22 protein-coding genes are annotated in these 24,577 nt (G+C 63.2%); 8 read left to right on the top strand and 14 right to left on the bottom strand.

Annotated features, from left to right (window positions below):
- Both ACZ5GQ_RS00265 and ACZ5GQ_RS00260 read right to left on the bottom strand, forming a co-directional pair.
- Nucleotides 1–1,446: a complex I 51 kDa subunit family protein gene (locus ACZ5GQ_RS00265; RefSeq protein WP_498856676.1), complete on the bottom strand. Its 1,446-nt coding sequence runs from the start codon at nt 1,444–1,446 to the stop codon at nt 1–3.
- 35 nt (nt 1,447–1,481) lie between these two features.
- Nucleotides 1,482–2,684: a pyridoxal phosphate-dependent aminotransferase gene (locus ACZ5GQ_RS00260; RefSeq protein WP_498856675.1), complete on the bottom strand. Its 1,203-nt coding sequence runs from the start codon at nt 2,682–2,684 to the stop codon at nt 1,482–1,484.
- Between the two features lie 70 nt (nt 2,685–2,754).
- Between ACZ5GQ_RS00260 and ACZ5GQ_RS00255 the strand changes: the two genes are divergently transcribed.
- Nucleotides 2,755–4,479 (top strand): chloride channel protein, encoded by a 1,725-nt coding sequence (locus tag ACZ5GQ_RS00255; protein WP_498856674.1) that lies wholly within the window; start codon nt 2,755–2,757, stop codon nt 4,477–4,479.
- On the opposite strand, the gene ACZ5GQ_RS00250 is transcribed toward ACZ5GQ_RS00255, so the two are convergent.
- Both ACZ5GQ_RS00250 and ACZ5GQ_RS00245 read right to left on the bottom strand, forming a co-directional pair.
- A complete protein-coding gene (locus tag ACZ5GQ_RS00250; RefSeq protein ID WP_498857411.1) occupies nt 4,454–5,581 on the bottom strand; it encodes a tRNA sulfurtransferase in 1,128 nt (375 codons plus the stop codon). The two genes, ACZ5GQ_RS00255 and ACZ5GQ_RS00250, sit on opposite strands and share 26 nt — an antisense overlap.
- Nucleotides 5,582–5,635: 54 nt before the next feature.
- Nucleotides 5,636–6,757, bottom strand: coding sequence for a thioredoxin family protein (locus ACZ5GQ_RS00245; protein ID WP_498856673.1), 1,122 nt, complete (start codon nt 6,755–6,757; stop codon nt 5,636–5,638).
- Between the two features lie 161 nt (nt 6,758–6,918).
- On the opposite strand from ACZ5GQ_RS00245, the gene ACZ5GQ_RS00240 reads away from it, so the two are divergent.
- Nucleotides 6,919–7,308: an Sjogren's syndrome/scleroderma autoantigen 1 family protein gene (locus ACZ5GQ_RS00240; RefSeq protein WP_498857410.1), complete on the top strand. Its 390-nt coding sequence runs from the start codon at nt 6,919–6,921 to the stop codon at nt 7,306–7,308.
- On the opposite strand, the gene ACZ5GQ_RS00235 is transcribed toward ACZ5GQ_RS00240, so the two are convergent.
- A complete protein-coding gene (locus ACZ5GQ_RS00235; protein WP_498856672.1) occupies nt 7,305–7,931 on the bottom strand; it encodes a hypothetical protein in 627 nt (208 codons plus the stop codon). The genes ACZ5GQ_RS00240 and ACZ5GQ_RS00235 overlap by 4 nt on opposite strands.
- 62 nt (nt 7,932–7,993) lie before the next feature.
- On the opposite strand from ACZ5GQ_RS00235, the gene ACZ5GQ_RS00230 reads away from it, so the two are divergent.
- Nucleotides 7,994–8,821 (top strand): DMT family transporter, encoded by an 828-nt coding sequence (locus ACZ5GQ_RS00230; RefSeq protein WP_498856671.1) that lies wholly within the window; start codon nt 7,994–7,996, stop codon nt 8,819–8,821.
- Between the two features lie 81 nt (nt 8,822–8,902).
- A complete protein-coding gene (locus ACZ5GQ_RS00225; protein WP_498856670.1) occupies nt 8,903–10,252 on the top strand; it encodes a RuvB-like helicase in 1,350 nt (449 codons plus the stop codon).
- Here the strand turns inward: ACZ5GQ_RS00225 and ACZ5GQ_RS00220 are convergent.
- Genes ACZ5GQ_RS00220 through ACZ5GQ_RS00210 form a run of 3 tightly spaced genes read right to left on the bottom strand, consistent with a single transcriptional unit; the run spans nt 10,249 to nt 12,399 of the window.
- Nucleotides 10,249–11,169, bottom strand: coding sequence for a hypothetical protein (locus tag ACZ5GQ_RS00220; protein ID WP_498856669.1), 921 nt, complete (start codon nt 11,167–11,169; stop codon nt 10,249–10,251). The genes ACZ5GQ_RS00225 and ACZ5GQ_RS00220 overlap by 4 nt on opposite strands.
- Nucleotides 11,170–11,228: 59 nt before the next feature.
- Nucleotides 11,229–11,882, bottom strand: coding sequence for a hypothetical protein (locus tag ACZ5GQ_RS00215; protein ID WP_498856668.1), 654 nt, complete (start codon nt 11,880–11,882; stop codon nt 11,229–11,231).
- Nucleotides 11,883–11,919: 37 nt separating this feature from the next.
- Complete coding sequence (locus ACZ5GQ_RS00210; RefSeq protein ID WP_498856667.1) at nt 11,920–12,399, bottom strand: UCP014422 family protein; 480 nt, start codon at nt 12,397–12,399, stop codon at nt 11,920–11,922.
- Between the two features lie 42 nt (nt 12,400–12,441).
- On the opposite strand from ACZ5GQ_RS00210, the gene ACZ5GQ_RS00205 reads away from it, so the two are divergent.
- Nucleotides 12,442–13,236, top strand: a complete 795-nt coding sequence (locus ACZ5GQ_RS00205) for a creatininase family protein (RefSeq protein WP_498856666.1) — start codon at nt 12,442–12,444, stop codon at nt 13,234–13,236.
- On the opposite strand, the gene ACZ5GQ_RS00200 is transcribed toward ACZ5GQ_RS00205, so the two are convergent.
- Complete coding sequence (locus ACZ5GQ_RS00200) at nt 13,190–13,651, bottom strand: phosphate-starvation-inducible PsiE family protein (protein WP_498856665.1); 462 nt, start codon at nt 13,649–13,651, stop codon at nt 13,190–13,192. The two genes, ACZ5GQ_RS00205 and ACZ5GQ_RS00200, sit on opposite strands and share 47 nt — an antisense overlap.
- Nucleotides 13,652–13,693: 42 nt before the next feature.
- Nucleotides 13,694–14,020 (bottom strand): hypothetical protein, encoded by a 327-nt coding sequence (locus tag ACZ5GQ_RS00195; RefSeq protein WP_498856664.1) that lies wholly within the window; start codon nt 14,018–14,020, stop codon nt 13,694–13,696.
- Nucleotides 14,021–14,156: 136 nt separating this feature from the next.
- Between ACZ5GQ_RS00195 and ACZ5GQ_RS00190 the strand changes: the two genes are divergently transcribed.
- Nucleotides 14,157–15,179 (top strand): zinc-binding dehydrogenase, encoded by a 1,023-nt coding sequence (locus tag ACZ5GQ_RS00190; protein ID WP_498857409.1) that lies wholly within the window; start codon nt 14,157–14,159, stop codon nt 15,177–15,179.
- Here the strand turns inward: ACZ5GQ_RS00190 and rimI are convergent.
- Together rimI and ACZ5GQ_RS00180 are read right to left on the bottom strand one after the other, a co-directional pair.
- Nucleotides 15,171–15,614, bottom strand: a complete 444-nt coding sequence (rimI, locus tag ACZ5GQ_RS00185; RefSeq protein WP_498856663.1) for a GNAT family protein — start codon at nt 15,612–15,614, stop codon at nt 15,171–15,173. The genes ACZ5GQ_RS00190 and rimI overlap by 9 nt on opposite strands.
- A 69-nt stretch (nt 15,615–15,683) precedes the next feature.
- A complete protein-coding gene (locus ACZ5GQ_RS00180; protein WP_498856662.1) occupies nt 15,684–16,583 on the bottom strand; it encodes a prenyltransferase in 900 nt (299 codons plus the stop codon).
- Between the two features lie 69 nt (nt 16,584–16,652).
- Here ACZ5GQ_RS00180 and ACZ5GQ_RS00175 point away from each other — a divergent pair, with 69 nt between their 5' ends.
- Both ACZ5GQ_RS00175 and ACZ5GQ_RS00170 read left to right on the top strand, forming a co-directional pair.
- The gene (locus ACZ5GQ_RS00175; protein WP_498856661.1) at nt 16,653–18,665 is read left to right on the top strand and encodes a hydantoinase/oxoprolinase family protein; all 2,013 of its coding nucleotides are present in this window, start codon (nt 16,653–16,655) and stop codon (nt 18,663–18,665) included.
- A 3-nt stretch (nt 18,666–18,668) separates the two neighbouring features.
- Nucleotides 18,669–20,234, top strand: coding sequence for a hydantoinase B/oxoprolinase family protein (locus ACZ5GQ_RS00170; protein ID WP_498856660.1), 1,566 nt, complete (start codon nt 18,669–18,671; stop codon nt 20,232–20,234).
- Here the strand turns inward: ACZ5GQ_RS00170 and ACZ5GQ_RS00165 are convergent.
- Complete coding sequence (locus ACZ5GQ_RS00165) at nt 20,231–20,368, bottom strand: hypothetical protein (RefSeq protein WP_498856659.1); 138 nt, start codon at nt 20,366–20,368, stop codon at nt 20,231–20,233. The genes ACZ5GQ_RS00170 and ACZ5GQ_RS00165 overlap by 4 nt on opposite strands.
- Before the next feature lie 137 nt (nt 20,369–20,505).
- Nucleotides 20,506–24,411 carry a hypothetical protein gene (locus tag ACZ5GQ_RS00160; RefSeq protein ID WP_498856658.1) on the bottom strand — a complete coding sequence of 1,302 codons (3,906 nt, stop codon included), beginning with the start codon at nt 24,409–24,411 and terminating at the stop codon, nt 20,506–20,508.
- Nucleotides 24,412–24,577: the final 166 nt, after the last annotated feature.

Below are 24,577 nucleotides of genomic sequence, written 5' to 3'. Positions count from 1 at the left end.
TCACCTCACTATCTCCTTCCAGAACTTCTTAAGCGTGACCGCCACCGCCTGCCCCGTGGCCTGCCCGTGGCCGCAGAGGCTGGCGGCAGCCATTGTATTGGCTATGCTCATGGCCTCCCTGGCCTCCTCCTCCGTCAGGTAGCCCTTGCTGAACATCCTCTCCAGCTTGGCAGTTCCCAGCCTGCACGGGAAGCACTTGCCGCAGGACTCGAAGGACGCGAACAGTAGGACCTCGTGAAGAATGTCGGCTACGCTCGTGTCGTCACTGAAGGCTATCACGTTGCCGTGCCCCAGGCTGGCGCCTATGGCCCTGAGCTCCTCAACTCCCAGGGGCGTGTCTAGCTCCTCGGGAGGTATCAGGGAGGCCAGGGGGCCGCCTATCATGACTCCCTTAAGCTTCCCGAACCTCACCCCTCCGCCCATGTCATACACCACGTCCCTGAGCTTGACGCCGAACTCGACCTCGTAGAGGCCCGGCCTGTTGAAGGTGGAGCTGAGGCTCAGCACCTTTGTGCCCCTGCTCCTGTTGAACCCCATCTCCGCGTAGGCGTCACCCCCGTTCTCAACTATCCAGGGGACGCTTGCCAGGGTCTCGACGTTGTTAACAACCGTCGGCATGCCGAAGAGGCCCCTCTCTGTTGGGTAAGGGGGCCTCGGCGTGGGCTCGGGCCTCCTGCCCATTATCGCGTTTATCATGGCAGTCTCCTCGCCGACAACGTATGAGCCCTTGCCCACGTGGATCTCCACCTCTGAGGGCAGAGGGGGAGAGAGGTAGCCCGCCTCCTTCACCTCCTCCACGGCCCTCCTCATGGCAGCTATGGCCCCAGGGTACTCCCTCCTTATGTAGAGGTACACCTTGTGCGCCCCCACAGCGTACGCGGCTATCATTGCCCCCTCGAGCACTAGGTATGGGTCCCACTCCATGAGGAACCTGTCCACGTACGCCCCCGCGTCCCCCTCGTCGCCGTTAACTATGACGTACTTGGCGGGCGCCCCCTGCCTGTAAGCGGACTCCCACTTCAGGCCTGTGGGGAAGTACGCCCCTCCCCTGCCCCTCAGCTGGGACCTCTTGACCTCGTCTATGACCTCGGCCTGGGTCATCGAGAGTGCCTTCTCGAGCCCCTTCATGCCTCCCCTGGCCAGGTAATCCTTGAGCGACTCCACGGGGCCGTTGACTATGTGCCTTAACACTACGGCCTTCCTGGACCTCACCTCAACCCTTGGGTAGCCCTGAGTTGACGTGCTCGAGGGGCCCGCGTAGCACTTGCCCAGGCAGTAGGTCGGCGGCTGCTGGGCAGTGGCCTTCTTCCAGGCCTCGGGGTTAAGCGACCTGGCGGCGTAACATGCTAGCCCCCTGCAGTGCTCCTCAGGCGGCGCGAAGTCAGGAAACGAGTAGAACGTGTTCACCTCCTGCTTTGGGAGATTAATCCTAATCGTCAGAGGCACCCTATTGCCTTAAGTATCCTAAGATAGATAAATTCCTACTGCCCCGCCTCTCCTAGGGCCTCCCCAATCCTCCTTATGCCCTCCTCGAGCCTCTCAGGTGGCTGGCTGACGAAGGTGACCCTTATGAAGGTCCTGTCGTTCGGCCCGAAGGCTGTTCCAGGCATCACTGTGACCCTGTACCTTGAGGCCAGCCTTGAGGCGAAGGACTCGGCGTCGCCCACGAGAGGCGAGAGGTCGGCGTAGAGGTACATAGAGGCCCGCGGCTCCGTGAACCTGGCGGAGGGCACGTACCTCTTCATGGCGTTCACGGCGGCGTCCCTCCTTCTCCTGTACTCGGCCACCACCGACTCTATGAACCTCTCCCTCCCCTCCCACTTCAGGTAGCGCAGCACATAGAGCTGCGACATGTTTGAGGCCCCGAAGAACGCGTGCCCGCTGAAGGCAGCGTATGCGTCTATAAAGTCCTTGGGGCCGTAGATGTAGCCCAGCCTCAGGCCAGGCACGCCTGGGTCCTTGGAGAAGGTGCCGAGGCCTATCACGCTGTCAGGGGCGTAGGGCTGGACGCTCCTGTAGGAGCCCTCGTACACTATCTTCCTGTAGGCCTCGTCAACTATGAGGTAGACACCCCTGTCCTGGGCAACCTCAGCTATCGCCCTGCCCACGCTAAGGTCAAGGAGCCTGCCCGTGGGGTTGTCAGGGTCAACGAGCACTATGGCCTTGGTCCTGTCGTTAATGGCCTTTGCTATGGCCTCCGGGTCCGGCTGGAAGCCGGCCTCAGGGCTCGCCCTGACCCACCTGACCCTGCCTCCCAGGTACTCAATGACAGGCCTGTATATCATGAAGGTGGGGTCTATGAGAATGACCTCGTCGCCGGGGTCCAGGAGCACTGACATTACGGAGAATATCGCTGAGGTCCCGCTGGGGGTTATTGCGACCTCGTCGAAGCCCACAGAGGTGCCGTCGCGCTTAAGCTCCTCAGCCACGGCCTCCCTGAGCTCCGGCAGGCCCCTCGTGGGCGCGTAGGCGTAGCTCTCGGGCCTCCTCAGGTCCTCGACCAGGGTGTCTACAAGCTCAAGGGGAGGGGGCAGGCTCGGCTCCCCGGCGTGGAGCCTTATTACGTCAGCCCCGGCGGGGCCCAGGAGCGAGTCTATTATTTTCATTGGCGAGGCGGCCAGCGAGGAGAGCCTGGAGCTGAGCTTCCTGGGCATTCTCATCTCCAGGGCTCCCGTGCCCTCCAAATTTTTATCGTTACCCTTGGCCTCGGCCTCACTTTTATACCTCCCTTCCAGGCCTACCGCGGGGCTAACGTTGAGGCTCTCAGGGCTGCCCTACTACGAGAGGTGGTTCATAGCCGGCATAGTTATAGGGGTCTCAGTGGGCCTCATAGAGCTGGCCCTCTACTACCTTGAGGTCTACGCCCTTGGCATGTTCGTCCTCCTCGGCCTGCTCCATGTAAACGAGAGAAGCATGACGCTCCCCCAGTACTACGCTGCCCTTCCCAGGCTCCTCCTCATGCCCCTCGTGCTGGCGGCCGCGTTCCCGCTGTCGCTCTTCGTGGCCCTTGCTATGAGGACGCCCGAGGTGGGCAGCGACCCTGCGGTGAGGGCGTACCACAGGAACGTCAGGATGAGGCTCGAGGAGGCCCCCGCATCCATCATATCGTCAGCGATAACCATAGGCCTTGGGGGGAGCGCCGGGAGGGAGGGCCCCGCGTCGCACGCGGGGGCTGTGATATCACAGTGGCTCTCAAGGGTCATGAACATGAGCGCGGAGGACAGGAGGAGGGCAGTCGCCATAGGCCTCGGGGCGGGCATAGGGGCCGTCTTCAAGTCCCCCTTCGCAGGCGCCCTGCTCTCGGCGGAGCTGCTCTACAGGAGGGACATAGAGCCTGAGGTCATATACCCCTCGCTCATAGCTTCAAGCATAGCTTACGTGGTGTATGGCTCGGTGACCGGCTTCTCCCCAATACTTGGGTCCTGCAGGTGCCCCTTCAACCCGCTCTACCTGCCCTTCTTCGCGGTCATGGGACTAGTCAGCGGGGGCATGGCAATGCTGTACGTCAGGTCGCTCAGCTACTTCTCAAGGCTGTTCAGGTCGCTGGCCAACCCCTTTGTCAGGGCGGCCCTTGGAGGCGCGCTGGTAGGCCTCCTGGTGATACTGTTCCCAGAGGACATGGGCGAGGGGCTCAGCTGGGTCAGGTACCTCATAGGCGGCGGCCAGGTGGTCACCCTCCTGCCGCTGGCCCTTGCCCTGGCGCTGCTGCCGCTCTCCAAGGTCCTCGCCACGTCGCTCACGCTGGGGAGCGGCGCCAAGGGAGGGGTCTTCGCCCCAGGGCTTGACATAGGGGCCTTCACTGGGCTCGCCTTCGGGGAGGCCCTTCACCTCGCGTCGTCCAGGCTCTTCAGCGAGGTCGGGCCCTTCGTTGTGGTGGGCATGCTGTCGACCTTCGGGGCCGCCAGCTCGGCTCCAGTGAGCTCAATGCTCATGACAGTTGAGATGTCGGGCAGCCTGTCGCTGCTGCCGGGCGAGATGATAGCGCTAGCAGTGGCCATGATAGTCTTCAGGGGGCCCACCCTGCTCAAGGAGCAGGTCGAGAGCAGGGCCCGGTCCCCGGCCCACGCCGGCGAGTACTCAATACCGGTGCTGAGGAAGGTCAAGGTGGCTGAGGTGCCCCCGAGGCAGCTCTACGTGAGGCAGGACGCCAGGGTCTCCGAGGCCCTTCAGGCCATAACGTCAGCAGGCCTCCTGTCGCTGCCCCTGGTCGACCCGCTGGGCAGGGTGCTTGGGATAGTCAACGCCGTGGACCTGAGGCAGGGGAAGCCTGAGGAGCCCGCGATCAAGTACATGAGGCCCGAGCCCGGGCACGTGAGGCCCGACTCAAGCCTTGAGGAGGCCATAAACATGATGTCAAGGACTAACTCAAGGTACGCGATAGTTGAGGACAACGGCAAGTTCATTGGCATAGTTACCCTTGACGACGTCGTCAGAGCCTACGAGAGGGAGGCCTCTAAGTACCCTGGCCCTCGGGGCTGACCTTAACCACCTCCGCGGACTTCACAAGCTCCCTGTAGTCCAGGTTCATGGACTGCTCGGCCTTGATTACGTCCTCGACCCTGGCCCTGGTGGTTGACGCCTGGGCTATAGCGCAGTACTCCGGCACCTTAGCGGATATGCTGTAGGTCCCTATCCTCCTTGCGACCTCCACGATCTCGTCCTTGTCCATAGCTATGAGGGGCCTCAGCACAGGCAGCTCTATGCCGTGCTCCTCCGCCTCCAGGTTCCACATGGTCTGCGACGAGACCTGCGAGAGGGACTCGCCCGTGGTTATGGAGTGGGCCCCCTCGCGGGCCGCCAGGGCCTCGGCGAGCCTGTAGAGGACCCTCTTGAGGACTACGACCCTCAGGTCCCTCCTGACGTCAGCCAGCCCCTTCATGACCGGGATGCCGTCAATGAAGAAGACCTTTATGTCATGGCGTCCCGACCAGGCCCTCAGCACCCTGACCTCCTCAAGCACGGCCCTCCTGTGGGCCTCCCCTCCTATTGACAGGTTGAGCACGAGCGGCACGACGCCCCTCTTCATTATCATCCACGTGGCCACGGGCGAGTCTATGCCCCCGGAGACCAGGGCAACAGTCCTGCCGGCTACGCCCACCGGCAGCCCCCTCGCGCCCTCTGCCATGCCGGCGTGCACGTATGCGAGTCCCCTGTCAACTATGTCAACGTATACTGTCACCTCAGGGCTCTCCAGGTCAACACCGGCTGAGGCCTGCAGCAGCGCGGCCCCCAGCTCCCTGTTGACGTCCATGCTCGTGAACCTGTCCTCAGCCCCTGTCCTCCTGGCCCTGACGGCAAATTTCCTGCCCCTGACGTCGTTGGCCACTAAGGCCGACGCCTTCCTCACAAGGTCCTGGAGGTCCTCATACTTGACAGGGGCAGCCACGGAGTAGTGGGCTATGCCGAAGACCTTTGAGAGGGGCGAGGCGTCCCCGTCAACCTCAAGGACAAGGGTGCCCCCGTAGGCCCTCCACGACCTGAGCTTCACTGCAGCTGAGACGTTGCTTATGAGCTCGCTGACCATGTGGGCCCTCGTCGGCCTCCCCTTTATGCCCAGCTCGCCCGCCAGCGTGGCCACCACTGTTGTCAATGTATCACCGGAGCTCTGGCTAAGGGGGAGGCCAAAAAGCCCTGCTCAGACGACTATGATGTAGGCGAACAGCAGGACGCCTATGAGGACCAGCGTGGCCCCGGCAATAGTGCCATACCTTCTGCTCGCCGACAGGGCCCTCCCAACCGCCCCTGAGAGGCCCACGTACACCGCTGAGTAGCCCGCGCCGAAGGCGAGGGAGCTTAATATGGCAGTCGCCAGGCCCGCGGCGGCCACGGCCGAGACGGCTGCCACGAAGAAGGGGAGGGAGCACTCGAGGCCCGCCAGGGGCGCAAAGGCGGCCGCGGGGCCGCTGAGCACAACGACCCTCCCCCTGAGGATATCATAGCCAAGGAAGGCAGAGAAGCCGGCCGCGAAGCCCTCGAGCGAGGACTCTATGAGGGGCGACAGGGAGTAGGCCCTGGCCAGCAGGGCCCCGAAGGCCGCCACCCCGAGGGTCATCAGGGCCAGCTCGAGGGCCATCCTGGACGCGGCCCTCCTCCTCGATGACGCAGAGTAGAGCGCTAACATTGGCACGCTGCAGGGGCTCAGGGCCGCCAGGGCCCCTACGCCGAGGGCCGCAGCGGGGCTCACGTACTTCAGGGCCGCCGGTGGGCCGCCCTTGACAGGCGCTGGGCCGACGCTGAGGGCCGGGGCTATCGGCCTGCCGCTGAGGGAGCTCCTGACGAACTGCTCTATGTATGGCACCTGGTCAGCGCCCAGGGGAGGCCATATGCCGACGTGGTAGCCGTAGACCATGCCGTGATATATCACCACCTCGGTCGGAGTCCCCTGTACGTCATAGTATGAGACCAGCCTCTCAACGAGCTCTGGGTCGTTGGAGTAGAGCAGGTTAAGCTCAACGTTAACTACTTCAACGTCTGGGTGCGTCTCTGCGTACTGCTCCGCGTAGGGGTCAAGGACGTGGCAGTAGAGGCAGTCCGTGGCCCCAAATATGAGGAGCACGGGCTTAGTGGTGTTCATCGCTGACGCCAGCTGCCGCCCCGTGGTCACCGTTATCATCGCCTGGCGCCCTACGGCCGCCGGGGCCAGCCTGAGCGACAGGGCTATGACAGCGGCCACCAGGCCGGCAACCACCGCGTACTTCCACCTGACGCCGACGTTCGAGGACCTCCTGGGCAGCTCCATCCTCCTGTAGCCTGGCACTCCTGCCGCCTCTCCTGCTGTGCTGCCCCCTCAGGGAGATTAGCTTTGTTCGTAAGTATGCTTAGCGTTTTAACTTCAGGCGACACTGTTGTCGGGGAAAGGGAATGGGAGAGGAGGGAAACAAGTACGACGCCAGGAAGGACCCAAAGGTAATCAAGATAATGACGCAACTAATGGCGCAGGGCGGGGTCATGCTGGAGCAGACGTGCCCCATATGCGGCCTCCCGCTCTTCAGGCTGAAGAGCGGCGACGTCGTGTGCCCGCTCCACGGCAAGGTCTACATAGTAAGCAGCGACGAGGAGGCTCGAGAGGTAGAGATTGATGAGACCATAAAGCGACTGGAGTACTTTGCGAGCGTCAAGCTCAGGGAGCTGATGGACAAGGGCGACATAGGTGAGGCGGGCGACCTGCTCGGCATAATGGAGCAGGCCGAGAGGGTGCTCCGCCTCAGGCTTGAGAGGCTCTCGTCGTCATCAAGGCAGGCCCAGCCGCCCCCACCGCCGCCGAGGCAGAGGGGCAAGGAGGCTGAGGAGGAAGAGGAGGAGTCCTAGCCCTTAAGCAGCCTTGCCAGGAGCGGCGACAGGCTGAGGAGCCTCTCGACGTCCTCAGGGATCACGGGGAGGACCATCTTAATGCTGTTCATCTTCATAGCCTTCAGCACGGCGCCTACAAGCCTCTCGTGCCCCCTGCCCCATATGGCGTCGTTCACGCCGTCAAGGAGCTCGTCAATGAGGCCAGGGGCAGTCATGTCTAGGATCCTAAGCAAGTTGAGCGCGTTGACCTTAAGGCTGCCGCCCACTATGGAGCCTGAGACGTAGGCATAAAGCGCCTTGCCCCTTGGCGACCTGGAGCAGGCCTCGCCCAGGAGCCTGCAGTCGAAGTAGTCGACGGGCAGCCAGCCATCAATGTGGAGCAGCTCGGCGCTGACCACGCTTAGGCTCAGCGAGAAGGAGGCCCTTCGGTACCTGTAAATAACGTACTTGCTGCCCGAGACCCCCTCCACGTCGCTCCAGAAGGCCCTCTCCTGGTACTGGTTAAGGCCGATCCTCGACAGGAGCCGTGACGTGGCCAGGGGAGGGTCCCTGCACCTTAGCCCCCTCTCCCTGCATCCAGCTATCACGGCTCGGGCCGCCTCGACCATGAAGCCCAGGGAGGCCCTCCTCACGTCGCCCACAGCTTAACTGTAAAGCGACCACTTTAAATGTGCGGAGAGGCCCAGCGCTCTTAGGGTAAGGCTTGGACAGGGCCTCGGCGGGCTGGCTAAGCGTCTACGTGATAGGCTCAGCGCTGCTCTACTTCTTCGTTAAGGCAGGCCTGGCCTACGCCCAGCCGCTCGAGTACACGCTGCTCAGGTTCGTGCTCTCGGCCGCGGCCCTGGCAGTGATCACCAGGTCGCTTACGCTCAACAGGTACGTGGTCCTCCTGGCAGCCCTGGCGGCCGCGAGCTCCGTCGTGTGGGCCTGGGGCCTCATGCTGGTCCTCCCGGCGACCTCGGCGAGCCTGAGCTACTTCATGCCCTTCGTGGCAATAATAATGAGCTTCTTCATACTTGGCGAGCGGCTCGACAGGTGGGGCGCCGCGGGCACAGCTATAGGCGCCGTGGGGGTAACCCTCTACGCCGCCGAGTCCATAAGGGGCAGGAACACAGCGCTAGGCGTCAGCCTTACGCTATTTAACACCGTCCTATGGGCTGGCTACACGGTGCTTTACAGGAAGATAGCCAGGCTGGGCAAGGGAGTTGACATGATCTCTGTGAACCTCTCCATGTTCCTGCTTGGCACGGCAATGATGCTCCCCTTCGTGGCCCTCGACCCCTCTCCGGTCAGGTTCAACCTCACGCTCCTCGCGAGCCTAGCCTGGGCCTCAACCATGGGAGGGGCCCTGCAGTTCCTCTCGTGGAGCAGGCTGCTTGAGAGGATGAGCGTCTCCAGGGCTACCCTGTTGAGCTACCTGGTGCCCGCCGCGGCCGCCGGGGTCCAGGCAGCCATGGGGGAGCCCCCGAGCCCGCTCCAGGCCCTCGGCCTTGGAATAATGGTCCTGGGCGCCTACGTGGCCCTCCGCTGAAGTCCTCATGCATCTGGATGACTTCAGCTTCCTTACTAAAGCTTAAAGGCCCCTTGGACAGCTTTGAAGACGGTGTGCAACATGTCCGAAATTCAGATAACTCCCGTGAGGCAGCCCAAGTGGTCATCAGTTCACAGCCACATAAGGGGGCTGGGGCTTGACAAGAACGGCAAGGCGCTCAGGATAGCTGACGGCATGATAGGGCAGACCGAGGCCAGGGAGGCGGCGGGCCTCGTTGTTGAGATGGTGAAGCAGGGCAGGCTTGGCGGCAAGGGGGTCCTCATAGTTGGCCCCAGCGGCACTGGCAAGACCGCAATAGCTGTCGCGATGGCTAGGGAGCTGGGCGAGGACACGCCGTTCGTGGCAGTAAACGGCTCAGAGGTGCTCGCCGCCGAGAACAAGACAGAGTTCCTGATGCAGGCCATGCGCAGGGCGGTTGGAGTTAGGATGAGGGACGAGAGGGAGGTGGTCACTGGCGTCGTCACTGACCTCAAGTACCTCAAGAGGACCTCGCCGTTCTACCCCTACCCAGTGCTGGGAGGCGCCAAGGTGACCCTTGAGACCAAGGACGACTCGGGCACGTTCACCGTAGGCCCAGAGGTGGCCCAGCAGTTCCAGGAGCTTGGCATAAGGAAGGGGGACGTGATAATGATAGACGTCAACACGGGCGAGGTGAGAAGGCTCGGCAGGGTCAAGGAGAAGGCCGCAATAAGCTATGACATAGACGTGACTGAGAGCGTCGAGATACCTAGCGGCAGGGTGAGGTCGAAGAGGGAGATAGTGAGGACCCTCACGCTTCACGACATAGACGCCTCCATAGCGGCCCAGAGGGCTGCCTTCACGATATTCGGCTTCCTCAGGGAGGAGGCTGCCATAAGCGACGAGGTCAGGGCCAGGACGGACGAGCTGGTTAAGAAGCTGAGGGACGAGGGCAAGGCCGAGCTGGTGCCAGGGATAATGTTCATAGATGACGCCCACATGCTTGACATAGAGGCCTTCAGCTTCCTGACGAAGGCCATGGAGAGCGAGTTCGCCCCGATAATAGTGCTCGCCACCAACAGGGGCATGACAACTATAAGGGGCACTGACGAGGTCTCGCCCCACGGCATGCCAAGGGACCTGCTGGACAGGCTGCTCATAATCACCACTAGGCCATACAGCGAGGACGAGATAAGGGAGATCATTAAGGTAAGGGCCGAGGAGGAGGACGTAGAGCTGAGCGACGACGCCCTTAACGCCCTGACCAAGATAGGCGCAGAGAGGAGCCTTAGGTATGCCGTCCAGCTACTGCAGCCCGCCAAGCTGGCCGCCGAGAGGAGGGGGTCAAGCAGGGTGGAAGCCTCAGACGTGGAGCAGGTGTCAAAGCTCTTCGCCGACCTGAAGACGAGCATAGAGTATGTGGAGAAGTACAAGGACCTGCTGCTGCACTAAAAGGCGCCGAGCCTCCTCATGAGCTCAGCCATGGACTCCCTGAGGCCCCTCTCGAGCAGGGGCTGAAGCCTCGGCGAGGGCCTGAGCAGGGGGGCGGACGAGTACCTCCTCGGCAGCTCGCTCAGGGCGCCCTGCAGCCTCCTTGAGTACTCCTCGGGCACCCTGAGGGCGTAGACCGTGTGGGTGCTCGTCTCGGCCCTCCTGACCTCCTCCACGAGCCCCTGCTCTGAGCACCTGTCAAAGGCGACCAACATGGCTGCCAGCTTAGTTACCGGCACCCTGTAGGCGTAGCCCCTGGAGCCAGTGGAGGTGACGTACTCCATCACCGACCTGTTGTCTGGCATGAAGACGGGCCCCCTGACGTTAAGCCCCCTCCTCCTTGCCTCCTCCATTATCCATGAGACCCTCTCGTAGCTGCTCCTGCTGTTGGCCTTAGCCACCACCTCTATGGGCGAGTCCTCAACCACGTCGGGCAGGGGCAGGTAGAGGGTGTTCTCAGCCGTCACGCTCACGTCGGCGATCCCTGAGCTGTCAAGCTCTTCTGCCACCTCTTCAGGGAGCCTGCCGGCCAGGGAGACGCCCATGAGGTCCGGGGCCACTATTATGAGCCCCCTGTCCCTTGAGAGCGCGTCAAGTATGAACTTAGCCATGTGCTCCGCCCTGTCGCCCTCGGGCACCTCTGCAACGCGCTCGTACTCGTATATCTCAGCGAAGTCAAAGGACTCCAGGAGGGCGTTGAGCAGCGGCACCTCGTCTATGCTCGGCTCGTGGACGCTCTTGACAAGGAGCGAGACCTCCCTCCTGCCAGTGGCCTCGGGGGGCGGGGCCTCCCTCAGCTCAACGCTCGCCCTGTACACCCTTGACGTGAGGTATATGCCTTCAAGTTCCTCAGCGCAGTCCTCTGGGGACGCCTTCAAACGCGCTGCCTGTCTAACACTTGGTCTGCGGGGATTTTATGTGAAGCGTCAGCGGCCCCTCACCTGTTTGCGTAGGCGTAGACTGCAAGGAATGCGACAGCGAATATCGGCAAAAGCAGGACGTCGCTGGGCGAGTAGAAGGCCTCCATGTACCAGAAGGCGGAGAACGTGAGGAGCATCGCTGAGACGAAGTTCTTGAGGAGGGCCACCCTTATCCTGAGTATGTTCTGCTTCAGGAAGTAGGTCAGGAGGGCTACCAGGGCGGCACCTATGGCGAAGCCCAGGGCCGCTGAGGCATAGCTCTCTGGCAGCAGGGCAAGTATTACTATGGCCGCCTCCAGCGCCTCCGTGGCGCCTACACTGAAGGCCGTGGCCGCGAGCCCCCTGCCCTCCGAGAGCTCTGAGGCAACTGTTGTCGCCGTCCCCCTCCTTGACCTGAGCACTGTCCTCCTTGTGCTCCTGGCCAGCCTCAGGCCAAAGTAGAGGAGCAGCGTGGCCGAGAACAGGCGGACGTAGGTCACCGGTACCTCCTCTATAGCCCTGCCTGCAACGAACGTGGGCACGAGCACCAGGGCCTCGCCGGCCACCATGGCCCCGAAGGAGCTCAGTGCGCTCCTGAGCTCAGCGTAGACGGCCACGCCAACCGCTGAGGCCTCGGAAAGCTCAAGCAACGTGATGCCTAGGGCCGCCAGGGCCACTCCGGGGTCTATCAAAGTCCGCTCTCCAGGCTGTCGCGCCTTAGATTCTCTTTTAAGCTTTAGCCAGCCTCTCATCAAACTCTATCCTGAGGCCCCTCAGGGCCTTCATAACTGAGTCCCTGTAGGCCTCGACCCTCTCCCTGGGCACCTTGGCCTCCGCCTGCTTAAGCACTAGGTCCTCGACGACCGCGTACTTCTTGTAGGTCTCGTTCAGCTTCCTCCAGTCGATGCCCTTGAGGGCCTGCTCCACCTCCGGGTCCCTCCCTATTATGCCGGCAAGCATGAGCACGGATATTATGGGGTAGCCCACGTAGCCCCTGAGCTTGGTGCCGTTGTCGTCGCTGTACGCCCTGAAGTGGTCGCCCTCCCTGACTACCTTGACGTGGTACTTCCTGTCGCCCTCGCTGCTGGTCACCACGGCCTCAATCACGTCTGGGCTTAAGGTGCTCACCATCTGGACCCTGCCGTCGGCTATGGCCCCCGCGGCCTCAAGCACCTTTATCCTCGGAGGCTGCCTGAGCGTTCCTGCCACCTATAAATACGTGGGACCAGAGGCTATTAACTAGGAAAGCTCTTGCCGGAGGTCTGGGAGCTTTCAGGCTCAAGGTTTGACTCCTCGCCCAGGTCCATAGCTGTCATACCAATAGGCTCCGTTGAGAGGCACGGCGACCACCTGCCCCTGGGCACGGACGCCATAGAGGCAACGTGGGTGGCCCAGAGGGTGGCCGATGCCCTCGGCGCTGACCTCTTCCCAACCATATGGTACGGTGTGTCGCCCGCCCTGGCCAGGTTCCCGGGAACAATAAACGTGGAGACAGACGCCTTCATTGCCTATGTGAGGAGCGTCCTGAGGGAAATAGCGAGGAACGGGTACAGGCTCATAATGATAATAAACGGGCACGGTGGCAACAGCACGGCAATAAGGGTGGCCATGAAGGACGCCGCCTACAGCACCGGGGCTACGTTCGTCATGTTTGACTGGTGGAGGGACGCAGGCAGGGAGGCGCTGAGGCAGCTCTTCACGAGCCCAGGCCACGCGGGCGAGGATGAGACTAGCGCAATGCTCTACATAGATGGGGCCCACGTCGACATGTCGGCCGCCAAGGCCCACCCCAGCGGCTGGAGCCCCAGCGGCGAGGGGGAGGCGAAGGATGTGAAGTCCATGAGGAACTCAATGATATACGTCTCCGGGGTCGCGGTGGAGTCCCAGGAGGTGGACCAGGCGCTTTACCCGCACGCGGTGCTCGGCGACCCCACCAAGGCCTCTGCAGAGAGGGGGGCCAGGTGGCTGGAGGCCGTCGTTAACGAGATAGTGGACAGGGTCAGGGGGCTTGCGAGCACCCTTGGTGTGCTTCCTCCCCGCCCCTAAACATGCCGGTTATCACGTAGGCGGCGGCCACTGTCAGGAAGGCGAGCGCGAGCTCCATTATGGTGAGTGAGTTTATCTGCTGCTGCGTTATTGAGCTGGCTACCATCTCCCTGACTATAACTATCATGGCAACCTCTACTATGCTCCTTATGGATATGTAGCCCTCCCTCACGCTTATAACTATGGTCCTCATGAGGTCAGCGGCCAGGAGCATTATTATGACCAGGTCCACCATGCTGAGTATGGTAACGTGCGCCGCTGCCGCGTTGCCAACTGAGAGCTGCACCGAGGCCTCCTTGACCTCCACCAGGAGGTTCCAGAGCGAGAGGGCCATGACGACTATTATTGCCAGGGCTATGAGGAGCTCGGTGGCGAGCAGGAGGAGCCTTGATGTCTTGCCGAGCCTTACTGACAATAAACTTCCCTAAAAGTCCTCTGTGGCCAGTAAATTAAAGGGTCACGGGTCCTTCATTATCTCCTGGAGCTTCTTCCTGGCCTCCTCCAGGGCCATGGGGTCGCTGGGCTTGGTTGTCTTAGGGTCGAAGGGGTACTGGCTCATAACTAGCTTGACCTCGCCGCTCTCAAGCTGGGCGAAGAGCTGGGGGAGCCAGGCCATGCCAAGGTCGTCCTTGTCACCGTAGGATATGGCGTAGACGTAGTCCTCCTTCTTGACCTCAAGCTCCACGTTGAGCTCCTTAGCAAGCTGCTGGGCCAGGTTCATCCAGTTCTTGTGCAGGGGGTGGAAGTCCTCCGTGTCAAGCACCAACTTGACTACCTTGCCCAAGGCCTCTCTCCCGCGACTCAGGGCCCCTGGGGGATTTTAAGCGTAGAGGTAAAGGCGTGGGCCAAGGCTTGGGCCGCCCGGCTAAAAACCATTTATTAGTGGTGTATACGTGACCCCGGGGTCACGCTTGAGGGCTGTGGTGTTTGACTCCCACGGCGGCCCTGAGGTCCTCCACGAGGCGGAGGTCCCGGACCCGAGGCCGGGCCCAGGCGAGGTGGTGGTCAGGGTCAGGTACACCTCGCTTAACAGGATAGACGCGCTGGTCCGCAGGGGCTACCCAGGCATAAAGGTGAAGCTTCCCCACATCCTCGGCTCCGATGTCTCCGGCACTGTTGAGGAGGTCGGAGAGGGTGTCGACTTCCTGAGGGAGGGCCAGCAGGTCATAGTGGCCCCTGTTCACGGCTGCGGCCACTGCGAGTACTGCCTCAGCGGCAGGGAGAACATGTGCAGGCTCTGGTCCATGCTTGGCTTCCAGGAGGAAGGCTCCTACGCGGAGCTGGTAAAGGTGCCCGCCAGGACAGTGATACCGGCGGAGGGCGACCCGGAGGAGCTGGGGGCCCTGCCCCTCTCCCTGCTCGTGGCCTACAGGTCGCTGGTCAGCGTGGCTAACGTCTCCAGGGGGCAGTACGTGCTCATATGGGGCGCCACTGGAGGCGTGGGCACCCTGGCGGTGCAGGTGGCAAAGGCCTTCGGGGCCAAGGTAGTAGCCACCACCAGGAGCGAGGGCAAGGCAAAGGTCCTCAGGGAGGCGGGGGCTGACCTAATAGTTAACACGAGCGAGGAGGACGCGGTCTCAAGGGTCATGGAGTTCACTGACGGCCACGGGGCCGACGTAGTGATAGACTACGTGGTGGGCACAACGCTTGACAGGAGCCTTGATGCCCTGGCCACCGGCGGCACCATAGTTATCTTTGGCTACCTGGGAGGGCCCGTCAAGGAGATCAACTGGAACAGGTTCTACCTCAAGCACGCCAGGATAGTTGGCACCCACACCGGGAGCCCGTGGGAGATGGCCAAGGCCTACCAGCTCTACGCCCAGGGCCTCGTGAGGCCAATAATAACTAGGAGGCTCGGCCTCTCCCAGGCGGCCGAGGCCCACAGGATAATGGAGGAGGGCTCCCTGGCCGGCAAGCTGACGATGAAGGTTGACCTAGGCTAGGACCTTCACCATGAGTATGCCGTCCTCGTCGCCGTAGTACCTTGGAAGCCTCCTGGCGGGCCTGTAGCCGAACTTCAGGTATAGGTTTATGGCCGGGTAGTTGGTCTCCCTCACCTCAAGCCTGACCGCCACGGCCCCCTCGCCCCTGAGGACCCTCTCGGCCTCGGCCAGGAGGGCTGACGCTATGCCCCTCCTCCTGAAGGCTGGCCTCACTGCAAGGGAGGCCAGGTGCCCAACGCCCCTGCCCTCCATGTAGCCCAGGGCGTAGCCGACTACCTTCCCGTCCTCCTCGGCAACTATCATGAATGACCCCCTGAGGGAGAGCAGGTACTCAAAGGTCTCCGGGGAGTACCTCTGCCTTGGAGGGAAGCTCTCCTCTTCAACCTTAAGTATGTCCTCAATGTCCTCCGGCCTGTACCGCCTCAGCCTAACCAAGCTGCCCCGTGCAGGTGAACTTGGCAGGGTTAAAGGCCTTGAAGCTTAGGCCGTAAGTGCGCGGCCCGCTTAGACCCTGGGGGGCAGCGAGAGGGCCACGAGGTACGCCACAGTTAACGCCAATACTGTGTAAAACCTAAACTTCACAGCCCTGCTCAGGTGAACCTTCCTGACGCCGACCACTATGAGGGTTGAGTAGACGGCCATCGGCGTCACCGCGAGGCTGAGCAGCCCCCAGGGCCACACGATTGCCGCTGGGAGCGCCAGCGAGGCTGAGATTATGGCCACGTAAAGCGCTGAGGAGGCCCTCATGCCTAGCCTGACGGGCAGGGTCCTGACCCCGTGAACCCTGTCCCACCAGTAGTCCCTCATGTCATCTGCTAGGAGGACGGAGGTCGTTATGAGCGACGGTGGCAGCGAGAGGACCAACTCCCTGAGGGTCAGCAGGCCGGACACGGCGTAGGCCGTGCCGACAACCATGAGGACACCCATGAGGAATACGTCCACCTCGCCCATGCCGCTGTACTTGAACCCGCGGGGGGCCGGGTAGAGGAACAGCAGGGGCGAGCCCAGGGCCAGGAACAGGGGCAGCAGGGGCCTGCCGAGAGCAAGGGTGGCCACAGCGACAATTGCGGAGCCCGCGGCGAAGAGCGCTAGGCTGTAGTTCCTCAGCTGGCCGACGCTCATGCCCAGGGAGTAGAAGCCGTGAGGGTTGTAGGTGCTCCTGGGCGCCCCAGGCATGTCAACGCCCCTGACAGTGTCAAGGTAGTCATCAAAGACGTTCTCGGCCGCCAGGAAGAGCGAGAGGCCGAGGGCGGCCACCAGGGCCCCCTGGGCCGTGAAGCCCGCGTAGAGCCTCATGGCTATGAAGCCGCCCGTCAGCGCTAGGGAGACGCTCGACAGGAGCGCGCAGGGCCTCACTGCCAGGAAGTACCTCCTGGCCAGATCCGCCGCTCTCGAGCATGACACCCATGTTACACCACTGAGAAGTTGTGTAAAAAGTTTTTGTAAAAAGTTGACTATAGGGCCGCCGAGGCTATGTTAAGCGTTAATAGCGACCTGGGGCTCCTTGGCGTGGGCGGCGCCTTGGGGACCGTGGCAGTTGACGTGGGAGGCACGTTCACTGACGTTATATACGTTGACAGCTCCGGCGCCCTGAGGCTCTCCAAGGTACCAACCACCGCCAGGAGGCCGGAGGACGGCGTCGTCAGCGGCGTCCGCTCCGTCTCGCCCTCGGGGCCCTTTGAGGTGCTGCACGCCACCACAATAGCCACCAACGCGCTCCTGGGCCAGGTCGGCCTGGAGCTCCCAAGGACGGCGCTGGTCACCACCAGGGGCTTCAGGGACGTGATAGAGATAGGCAGGCAGTCGAGGCCCAGGCTCTACGACCTCTTCTTCACCAGGCCGAGGCCGCTTGTCCCCAGGGAGCTCAGGTTCGAGGTCGACGAGAGGACGCTCAGCAATGGCACCGTGGCCAGGGAGGTCAGCGAGGCCGAGCTGGAGGAGGTGGCCTCAAGGATGAGGTCGCTGGGGGTCGAGGCGGTTGCTGTGAGCTTCATAAACAGCTACGCCAACCCCTCCAACGAGGCCAGGGCAAGGGACGTCCTGTCAAGGTGGTTCAAGTACGTCACGGCCTCCCACGAGGTCGCCATGGAGCCCAGGGAGTACGAGAGGACCTCGACGGCCGTGGTGAACGCCGCCCTGAGGCCCATAGTCTCGAGGTACCTCTCCTCGCTGTGGCCCTCCCTCAGGTCCATGGGGGCCTCGTCGCTCTCCGTGATGTCAAGCGCTGGGGGCCTAGTAGACGTGGAGGAGGCCGAGCTGAGGCCCGTGCAGCTGATAGAGTCAGGCCCAGCGGCGGGGGCCATAGCGGCCTCATGGCTGGCCCGGGAGCTTGGCGTGGGGAGCGCCATAGGCTTTGACATGGGCGGCACCACCGCTAAGGCTAGCTCCATAGTGAACGGCGAGGTCCAGGTGACCACGGAGTACGAGGTCGGAGGCGAGGTCCACCACGGCAGGGTCGTCAAGGGGTCGGGCTACCCGGTCAGGTTCCCGTTCGTTGACCTTGCTGAGGTCTCGGCCGGGGGAGGAACCATAATATGGAGGGACGAGGCCGGCGCCCTGAGGGTGGGCCCCCTGAGCGCTGGGGCTGACCCTGGGCCTGCCTCATACGGCAGGGGCGGCTCGCGGCCGACGCTAACTGATGCCAACCTGGTGCTAGGCAGGATCGGCACCTCCCTGGCCGGGGGCGCTGTAAGGCTCAGGCCGGAGCTCGCGGCCCAGGCCCTGTCTAAGCTAGGGGACCCAGAGGCTGTGGCCCAGGAGGCCCTCGAGCTTGCAGCCCTTGAGATGGCCAGGGCGGTGAGGCTGGTGACCGTTGAGAGGGGCCTTGACCCCTCTGGGATGACGTTAATCGCCTTCGGCGGGGCCGGCCCCCAGGCGGCGGCGGAGCTGGCTGACGAGATGGGCGTCAGCAGGGTCCTCGTGCCCCCTGACCCGGGCCTCTTCAGCGCCTTGGGCCTCCTGGTGGCCGACTCAAAGTACGAGGCTAGGGCCCCCTTCCCAAGGGACCTCGAGGAGGCCTTCGAGGGGCTTGAGGCCTCGCTGTCAAGGAGGCTTGGGAGGGTGGACTACTTCATCAGGCTTGTGGACGCCAGGTACAGGGGCCAGGGCTGGGAGCTCACGGTGAGGGTCCCCGAGGACCTAGGCAGGCTCAGGGAGGAGTTCGACAGGGCCCACGCAGCTGCCTACGGCTTCACCCTCGACAGGCCAGTGGAGGTGGTCGCCGCCAGGGTGTTCGCTGTCATACTGAGGCCCAAGCCGAGGCTCAGGGAGCCGCCCGCGGAGGGCGAGGCCACGCCGGTGTCGCACAGGAAGGCCATGATAGCCGGCGAGTGGGACGAGGTGCCTGTCTACTTAAGGGACTCACTGCCAAGGGGCGCTGTCATCAGGGGGCCCGCAATAGTTGAGGAGTACAGCTCCACAACCCTGGTGCCGAGGGGCTGGACCCTCGAGGTTGGGCCCATGGGAGTCCTGGAGGTGAGGCGGTGAGCCTTGGTCAGCTGGGAGGTCGTGCACAGGGCCACCGTGTTCATAGCGGAGGAGATGGGGGTGGCCCTCAGGAGGTCGGCCCTGTCCCCGAACATAAGGGAGAGGGCCGACCACAGCTGCGCTGTAGTGGACAGCGACGGCAACATAGTGGCCCAGGCCGAGCACATACCTGTCCACCTGGGCTCCCTCAGGGTCGGCGTGAGGGGCCTGCTCAGGGCCATGGAGTCCGAGGGGCTCGAGCTGGGCGAGGGGGACGCGGTGATGTCCAACGACCCCTACATAACTGGCACGCACCTGAACGACATTACTGTCATCTCGCCGGTCTACGTGGGCGGCAGGCTGGAGGGCTACGTGGTTAACAAGGCGCACCACGTTGACGTTGGAGGGCCCTCCTTCGGCAGCATAAACCCCGGCGCCAGGACCATATACGAGGAGGGGGTCATAATACCCCCGGTCAAGGTTGTTGAGGGCGGCAGGCTGAGGGAGGACGTGCTGAGAATATACCTGGCCAACGTGAAGGACCCAGAGGCCTCCGAGGGGGACCTGAGGGCCCAGCTGGCGTCGCTCAGGGTGGGCGCATCGAGGGTCAGGGAGCTCATGGAGAGGTACGGCAGGGGGCCAGTGAGGGACGGCTGGGCCAGGTCCATAGAGTACGCCAGGGGGCTGGCGTCCTCAGAGATATCGTCGTGGCCCGAGGGCACGTACAGCGCCTCGGACGTCCTTGAGGTGGGCCCAGGCGAGGGGGACGTGGTCAGCATAGGCGCTGAGGTCACCATGCTCAGGGACAGGGTGAGGGTCTCCCTCAGGGCGCCGGGGCAGCTCCAGAGACCAGTCAACGCCGTCCTTGGGGTCACCTACGCCGCCTCCTCGTTCGCCGTCAGGTCCCTCATGAGGGCCGACGTGCCCGTCAACGAGGGGCTCTACTCGGCCATAGAGGTCGAGGCGCCGGAGGGCTCCATGCTGAACGCCAGGCCCCCTGCCCCCGTGGCTGCGGGGAACCTCGAGGCGAGCCAGAGGGTGGTGGACGTGGTGCTCCTGGCCATGTCAAGGGCCCTGCCAGACAGGGTGCCGGCCGCCTCCTCAGGCACCATGATGAACGTCATGCTGGGCGGCGTGGACCCCAGGACGGGGAGGACCTGGGCGTACTACGAGACTGTTGGGGGCGGCTCCGGGGCCAGGCCAAACGGCGACGGCGTTTCAGCTGTCCACACAAACATGACCAACACAATGAACACGCCCATAGAGGTGGCGGAGGCCTCCTACCCGATCATATTCACGTCATACAGGGTGAGGGAGGGCAGCGGAGGGGCGGGCAGGCACAGGGGAGGGGACGGCATAGTGAGGTCGTTCAGGGTCACGGCGCCGGCGAGGCTCTCAATAATAGCCAGCAGGTTCAGGTCAAGGCCGTGGGGGCTCATGGGCGGCCTGCCCGGGGCGCCGGCCAGGGTCACAGTGGTCAGGGCCTCAGGGGCCGTGGAGGAGGTAGTGCCCTTCTCCACCGTGGACCTGGGGCCGGGGGACGAGGTCATAGTTGAGACCCCCGGTGGCGGCGGCTACGGGCAGCCTTAGGCCCTTTCAGCTCTCAGGTCGGTCTGGCTCCTGTAGCCCCAGCCAAGCTCGAAGGCGTCGCCGCACCTCGCCTCAACGGCTGAGCCTGGGTATGACCCCGCCACGAGCCTCTGGACCTCGTACTGGACATTCATAGCCTCAGCGCTCTACTGCATCTGCACTTGCCCTCCGACGCCATTATGAAGCAGCTAAGCTACCGGGCACCTTATTGCCAACGCACCAGGTCACAGGTCCACCAGCATTTTAGGGCGCTTTACAAGGCCTCGGGCTCCTAGGGCCCTGGCTGAGGGCTACTGCTTGCTCCTGGGCTGTGGCCAGGCCTCCTAGGCGTCACGCGCAAGAGCTCCAGGACGAGGGCCGCCACGGCCACTGCGAGCCCAGCCATGGCAAGCGATGTGGCCCTGGCCAGGGAGGAGGCCTGAGAGGCCAGCCTGGCGCCCTGGGACTTCAGCGTAGACGAGAGCTGGAGGAGCTGGGAGCGCAGAGAAGTGTAGTTCCCGCTTATCCACGAGGAGAGCCTCGAGGCCTCGAGGGCCTGGTAGGACTCCAGCTGCGTCAGGTTCTGCCTGAGCCCAGTTATGTTGTCCTCAGCCCTTGACACTGCGCCGCCCAGCGACGAGACGTTGACCTCAAGGCTCTTCACGAGCTCCGCCTCAGCGGTCACGTTTGACCTCACCTGGGACGCCAGGGACCCGAACTCCTTGACCACCTGGCCAGCCTGCTGGACTGCTGAGCTGGCCTCCTGGAGCAGCGCCTTGGCGTAGCCCAGGGAGGCGTTTACGGCGTACCCCAGCGAGGTCACGTTGGCCCTGAGGCCTTCCAGGTACTGCCAAGCTGCTGTCAGGTTTGCCTGGGCCTGGTAGAGCTGGCCCTGCAGCAAGCTTACGTTAAACCTTAGGCCCTCGACCTCGGCCCTCAGGGACCCTATGTAGTTCAGGAGCTCCTCCCTCGCGAGGCTCAGGTTGCCCATGGCCTGGGAGAAGTAATCCTTCACGAGGGACTGGAGGTAGCCCACGGCGTCCCTCACGTAGCCTGGCACCACCACGCTGACCCTGGACCCCGGGCCCACCGTTAGGCTGCTCACGTTGGACCACAGCATTGTCAGGCTTGAGTTTACGAGGACCACGTCACTGAGGCGGCTGTAGGCCAGGGTCACGTTGGAGTTCACTATAACCAGGGCCCCCTCTGAGCTTGAGTAGAGGAGCGTGACGTTGCTGTCAACTATGTAGTCAGTTCCCACAAAGGTGTCGCCGTAGAGGGCGCCGCTGAAGGTAAGGTTCACGTTTTCAAAGTACGAGTCCACGGGGTAGAACTGGCCCGCCGCCAGGGTCCTGTTAAAGTAATAGTAAACAGGCAGCTGCGCCACCTGGGCCTCCGCGGGGGCGAGCTGCGAGTAGACTCCCTGGCCGTAGACCTCCAGGTCCCAGACCCTGGGCTGCCCTGCCCCTATGCCCTGGAGGCTCCCGTTGGCCCATGGGAGGGTCAGCGTCGCCTCCCAGAGGCCCAGGGTCGAGTTGAACTCCATAGGTATGATCGCCGCTGGCCCCCCGGAGGCGGGCCTTACCGAGAGCGTGAAGTGGCCAAGCCTTGCCGGCGTCCCGTTCAGGTAGGTGACGTTAGCGTAGACCTCAATGGGCTGCCCCATCATTGAGTACTTAGGCGCTATGAGGGTCGCCCTAAGCGGCTGGGAGACGTAGACGTAGCCGTAGGTCACGCCTTCCACGGGGCCCAGCTCGACAGGGCTGTAGTTGGTCTCAACTATGACTGCGTAGTACCCCTGGCCCAGGTACGGCGGCAGCTCGACGCAGCCCCAGTAGCGCCCAAGGGTGGCGTTGTAGTACACGTAGGCCTGGTAGAAGGTTGAGACGAGGCCGCTGGCGTTTGATGCCAGGTAAACTGTCACGTTGCTCCCGTGCTCAAGCAAGTCCGCCGCCTCCTGCCCTACCTCGGCTGGTGCCAGCAGGGAGGCCGCGACGTAGAGGCAGCCCCCAGGCGACGGCGAGTAGCCCCACGGGGACTCCGGCGCGTAGTTAACTGCTACCATGCTGCCGAAGACCAGGGGCAGCGCGGCGAAGACCGGCGGCTGCGACTCAACCAGGTAATAGCCGGGCAGCTCGACCTCAACAGTGCCCCCTGAGGTCACGGCCTTAAGCACGTAGGTGTTGTTAGTGTAGGAGTAGTAGAGGACCTCAAGGGCCGGCGTCGCCCTGGCCGGGGTCCCGTTGAGCTCGACGGCCCTGTACTCCATGACTACAGGGCTTACGTGGGGCCCTGGGCTCAGGTTTACGTCTTCAAGGAAGTAGCCGAGGAAGGCCTCATACTCGTAGATCCCCCAGGTGCCGTTGTACATGGCCTCAACTGCTATCATTGCCGGCCCTGAGGCGTTGGCCGGGACGGCGACTGAGGCCCTCCACACGCCCCCTGAGTAGCTCATGGGGACGACCTCAACGACGCCCTGCTGGGCCGTCTCTATGTAAAGGTTCACGAAGCCCGAGGAGGCGGACTCGTTGCCGTAGGTCACCGAGGCCGTGACGCTGAGCCTCTGGCCGGGGAGAAGCTCAGGCCCCTCAGGGCTCAGGCTCGCCGAGACCAGCAGCCTGGGCACTGTGCAGTTTATTGCCCTCAGCAGGGACTCGTTCTTGAGCCACCTAGCTAGCTGGCCTGCGTTCAGGGCCCCAAGGCCGTTGAGCACGCTGTAGCCGCTCCCCGCAAGCCACGGGAAGCTGTAGCCTGGGTACACGGGCTCAAATGCTGACCTGGTGGACGTGTTGCACGGAGTCCCCTTGTACATTAGGTACAGCACCGGGGCCGCGAGGCCCAGCCTGTGGCCCACGTAGCCCTCAACGTCTGCCAGCTCACCGGCCACTATTGCTGCTGCCAGCCCGTTGCCCCAGGCAACGCCCTGGCCAGAGCTTGTCGCCACGCCGAGCCCTGCGGCGGGGCTGGCGTCAGCCACTACGTCAGGCGAGCCCCTGCCGTAGGAAAGCCCATGGGATGGCCTCAGCAGGCCCTGCCACCACGGCATTGGCTCAACGTCGCTCAGGCCCGCCTGGCTGCCTATGTCTCCAGTGGCCGACCAGGAGGACTGGGCCGTCAGGTTGCCTGAGGCGAAGGCTGTGGAGCCCCCCACCGCCAGGACCCAGGGCGACGAGGCGGGGTAGTAGAGGGAGCCCATGGGCCCGTAGGGGTACAGGCTCCCGTTGTCCCCCGTGGGGGCTATGAAAGTTATGCCCTCGGCGCCTCCAAGGGCGAAGTAGACGTCAGCCAGGTAGAAGTTGAAGAGGTAGAAGCCGTAGCCAAGGTAGTTGACAAGGCCCTCCGGGACGCCGAGGGGCAGCACGACCAGGGGGGTCTCGTTGAGCTGGTCCACCTCTGCGGCTATAGCTGAGAGCGGCAGCCCCTGCCACGCGGCATATATTACTATAGGAGAGCCCGGGGCCACCGAGTGCACGGCCTCTGCCAGGGCCTCTGCCTCCTCAGCCCACCCGGTGTAGAGGCCCAGGTTAGGGTCGTAGGGGCCTATGGGCACGAAGGAAACTGATGCCCCGGGGAGCCCGTAGGCCTCGTCGAAGGCCCTCAGCTCGTCCCCCAGCAGGGGGTCGCCGTAGTATGTGACTATGCCCACGGGCACCCCGGAGCCCGTCATGTTGCCCACGCCATACACCTCCCTGAGCTCCCCGGGCGTGATTCCCTGGGCGCCCGAGGAGGCCAGGCCAAGGGGCTGCAGGGTGAAGTTGGAGGCGTATATGTAGCCCATGCCGGGCACGTAGGAGGTGTAGACGAAGTACTCGCGTCCCATGTAGCTGAAGTACCTCGCCTGGCCCCCGAAGTCCCCCTCAAGCTGCCCAAGGCGGGCCTCAAAGAGTATCAGGGAGCCCTCCAGGACCCCCAGCACCCTGAAGCCCATGCCCTGGAGCAGGGACGCGTTGCCGCTCACCTGCGACGGCGGCGGGAGGACCTGGGGGAGCAGGGTTGAGTTCATGTAGTGGCCATAGAGGGGGTTGCCCGGCACGCCCGAGTCCTCGGCGTAGAGGAACACCAGGTTCAGGTTCCTGAGGGGTACATAAAGCACGGCCACGGCAACTGGCCCCTGGGAGGCCGCCACGGGAAGCGATGGGGCGGCTGAGAGGAGCGTGAGGGCTAGTAGGGCTAGGACGAGCCCCTTGGCCAACTTCATGGACTGCACCGGGTTTTATGATAAGGAGCAGATGTAATAAGGGTTAACATCCTCCACCTTGGCCCGCCACGGCTAGGGCTTAGCCCGCGTTAATACCGTTTAGGCCGCGCGTGCATACACTGTGAAATACTTTTAACCACTCCATATTAACACCTGCAACTCGAAA

It is taken from the genome of Caldococcus noboribetus (genome assembly GCF_055389385.1).
Note: the sequence above shows the minus strand (reverse complement) of the source record. Positions and strands in the feature narration are given on the sequence as shown.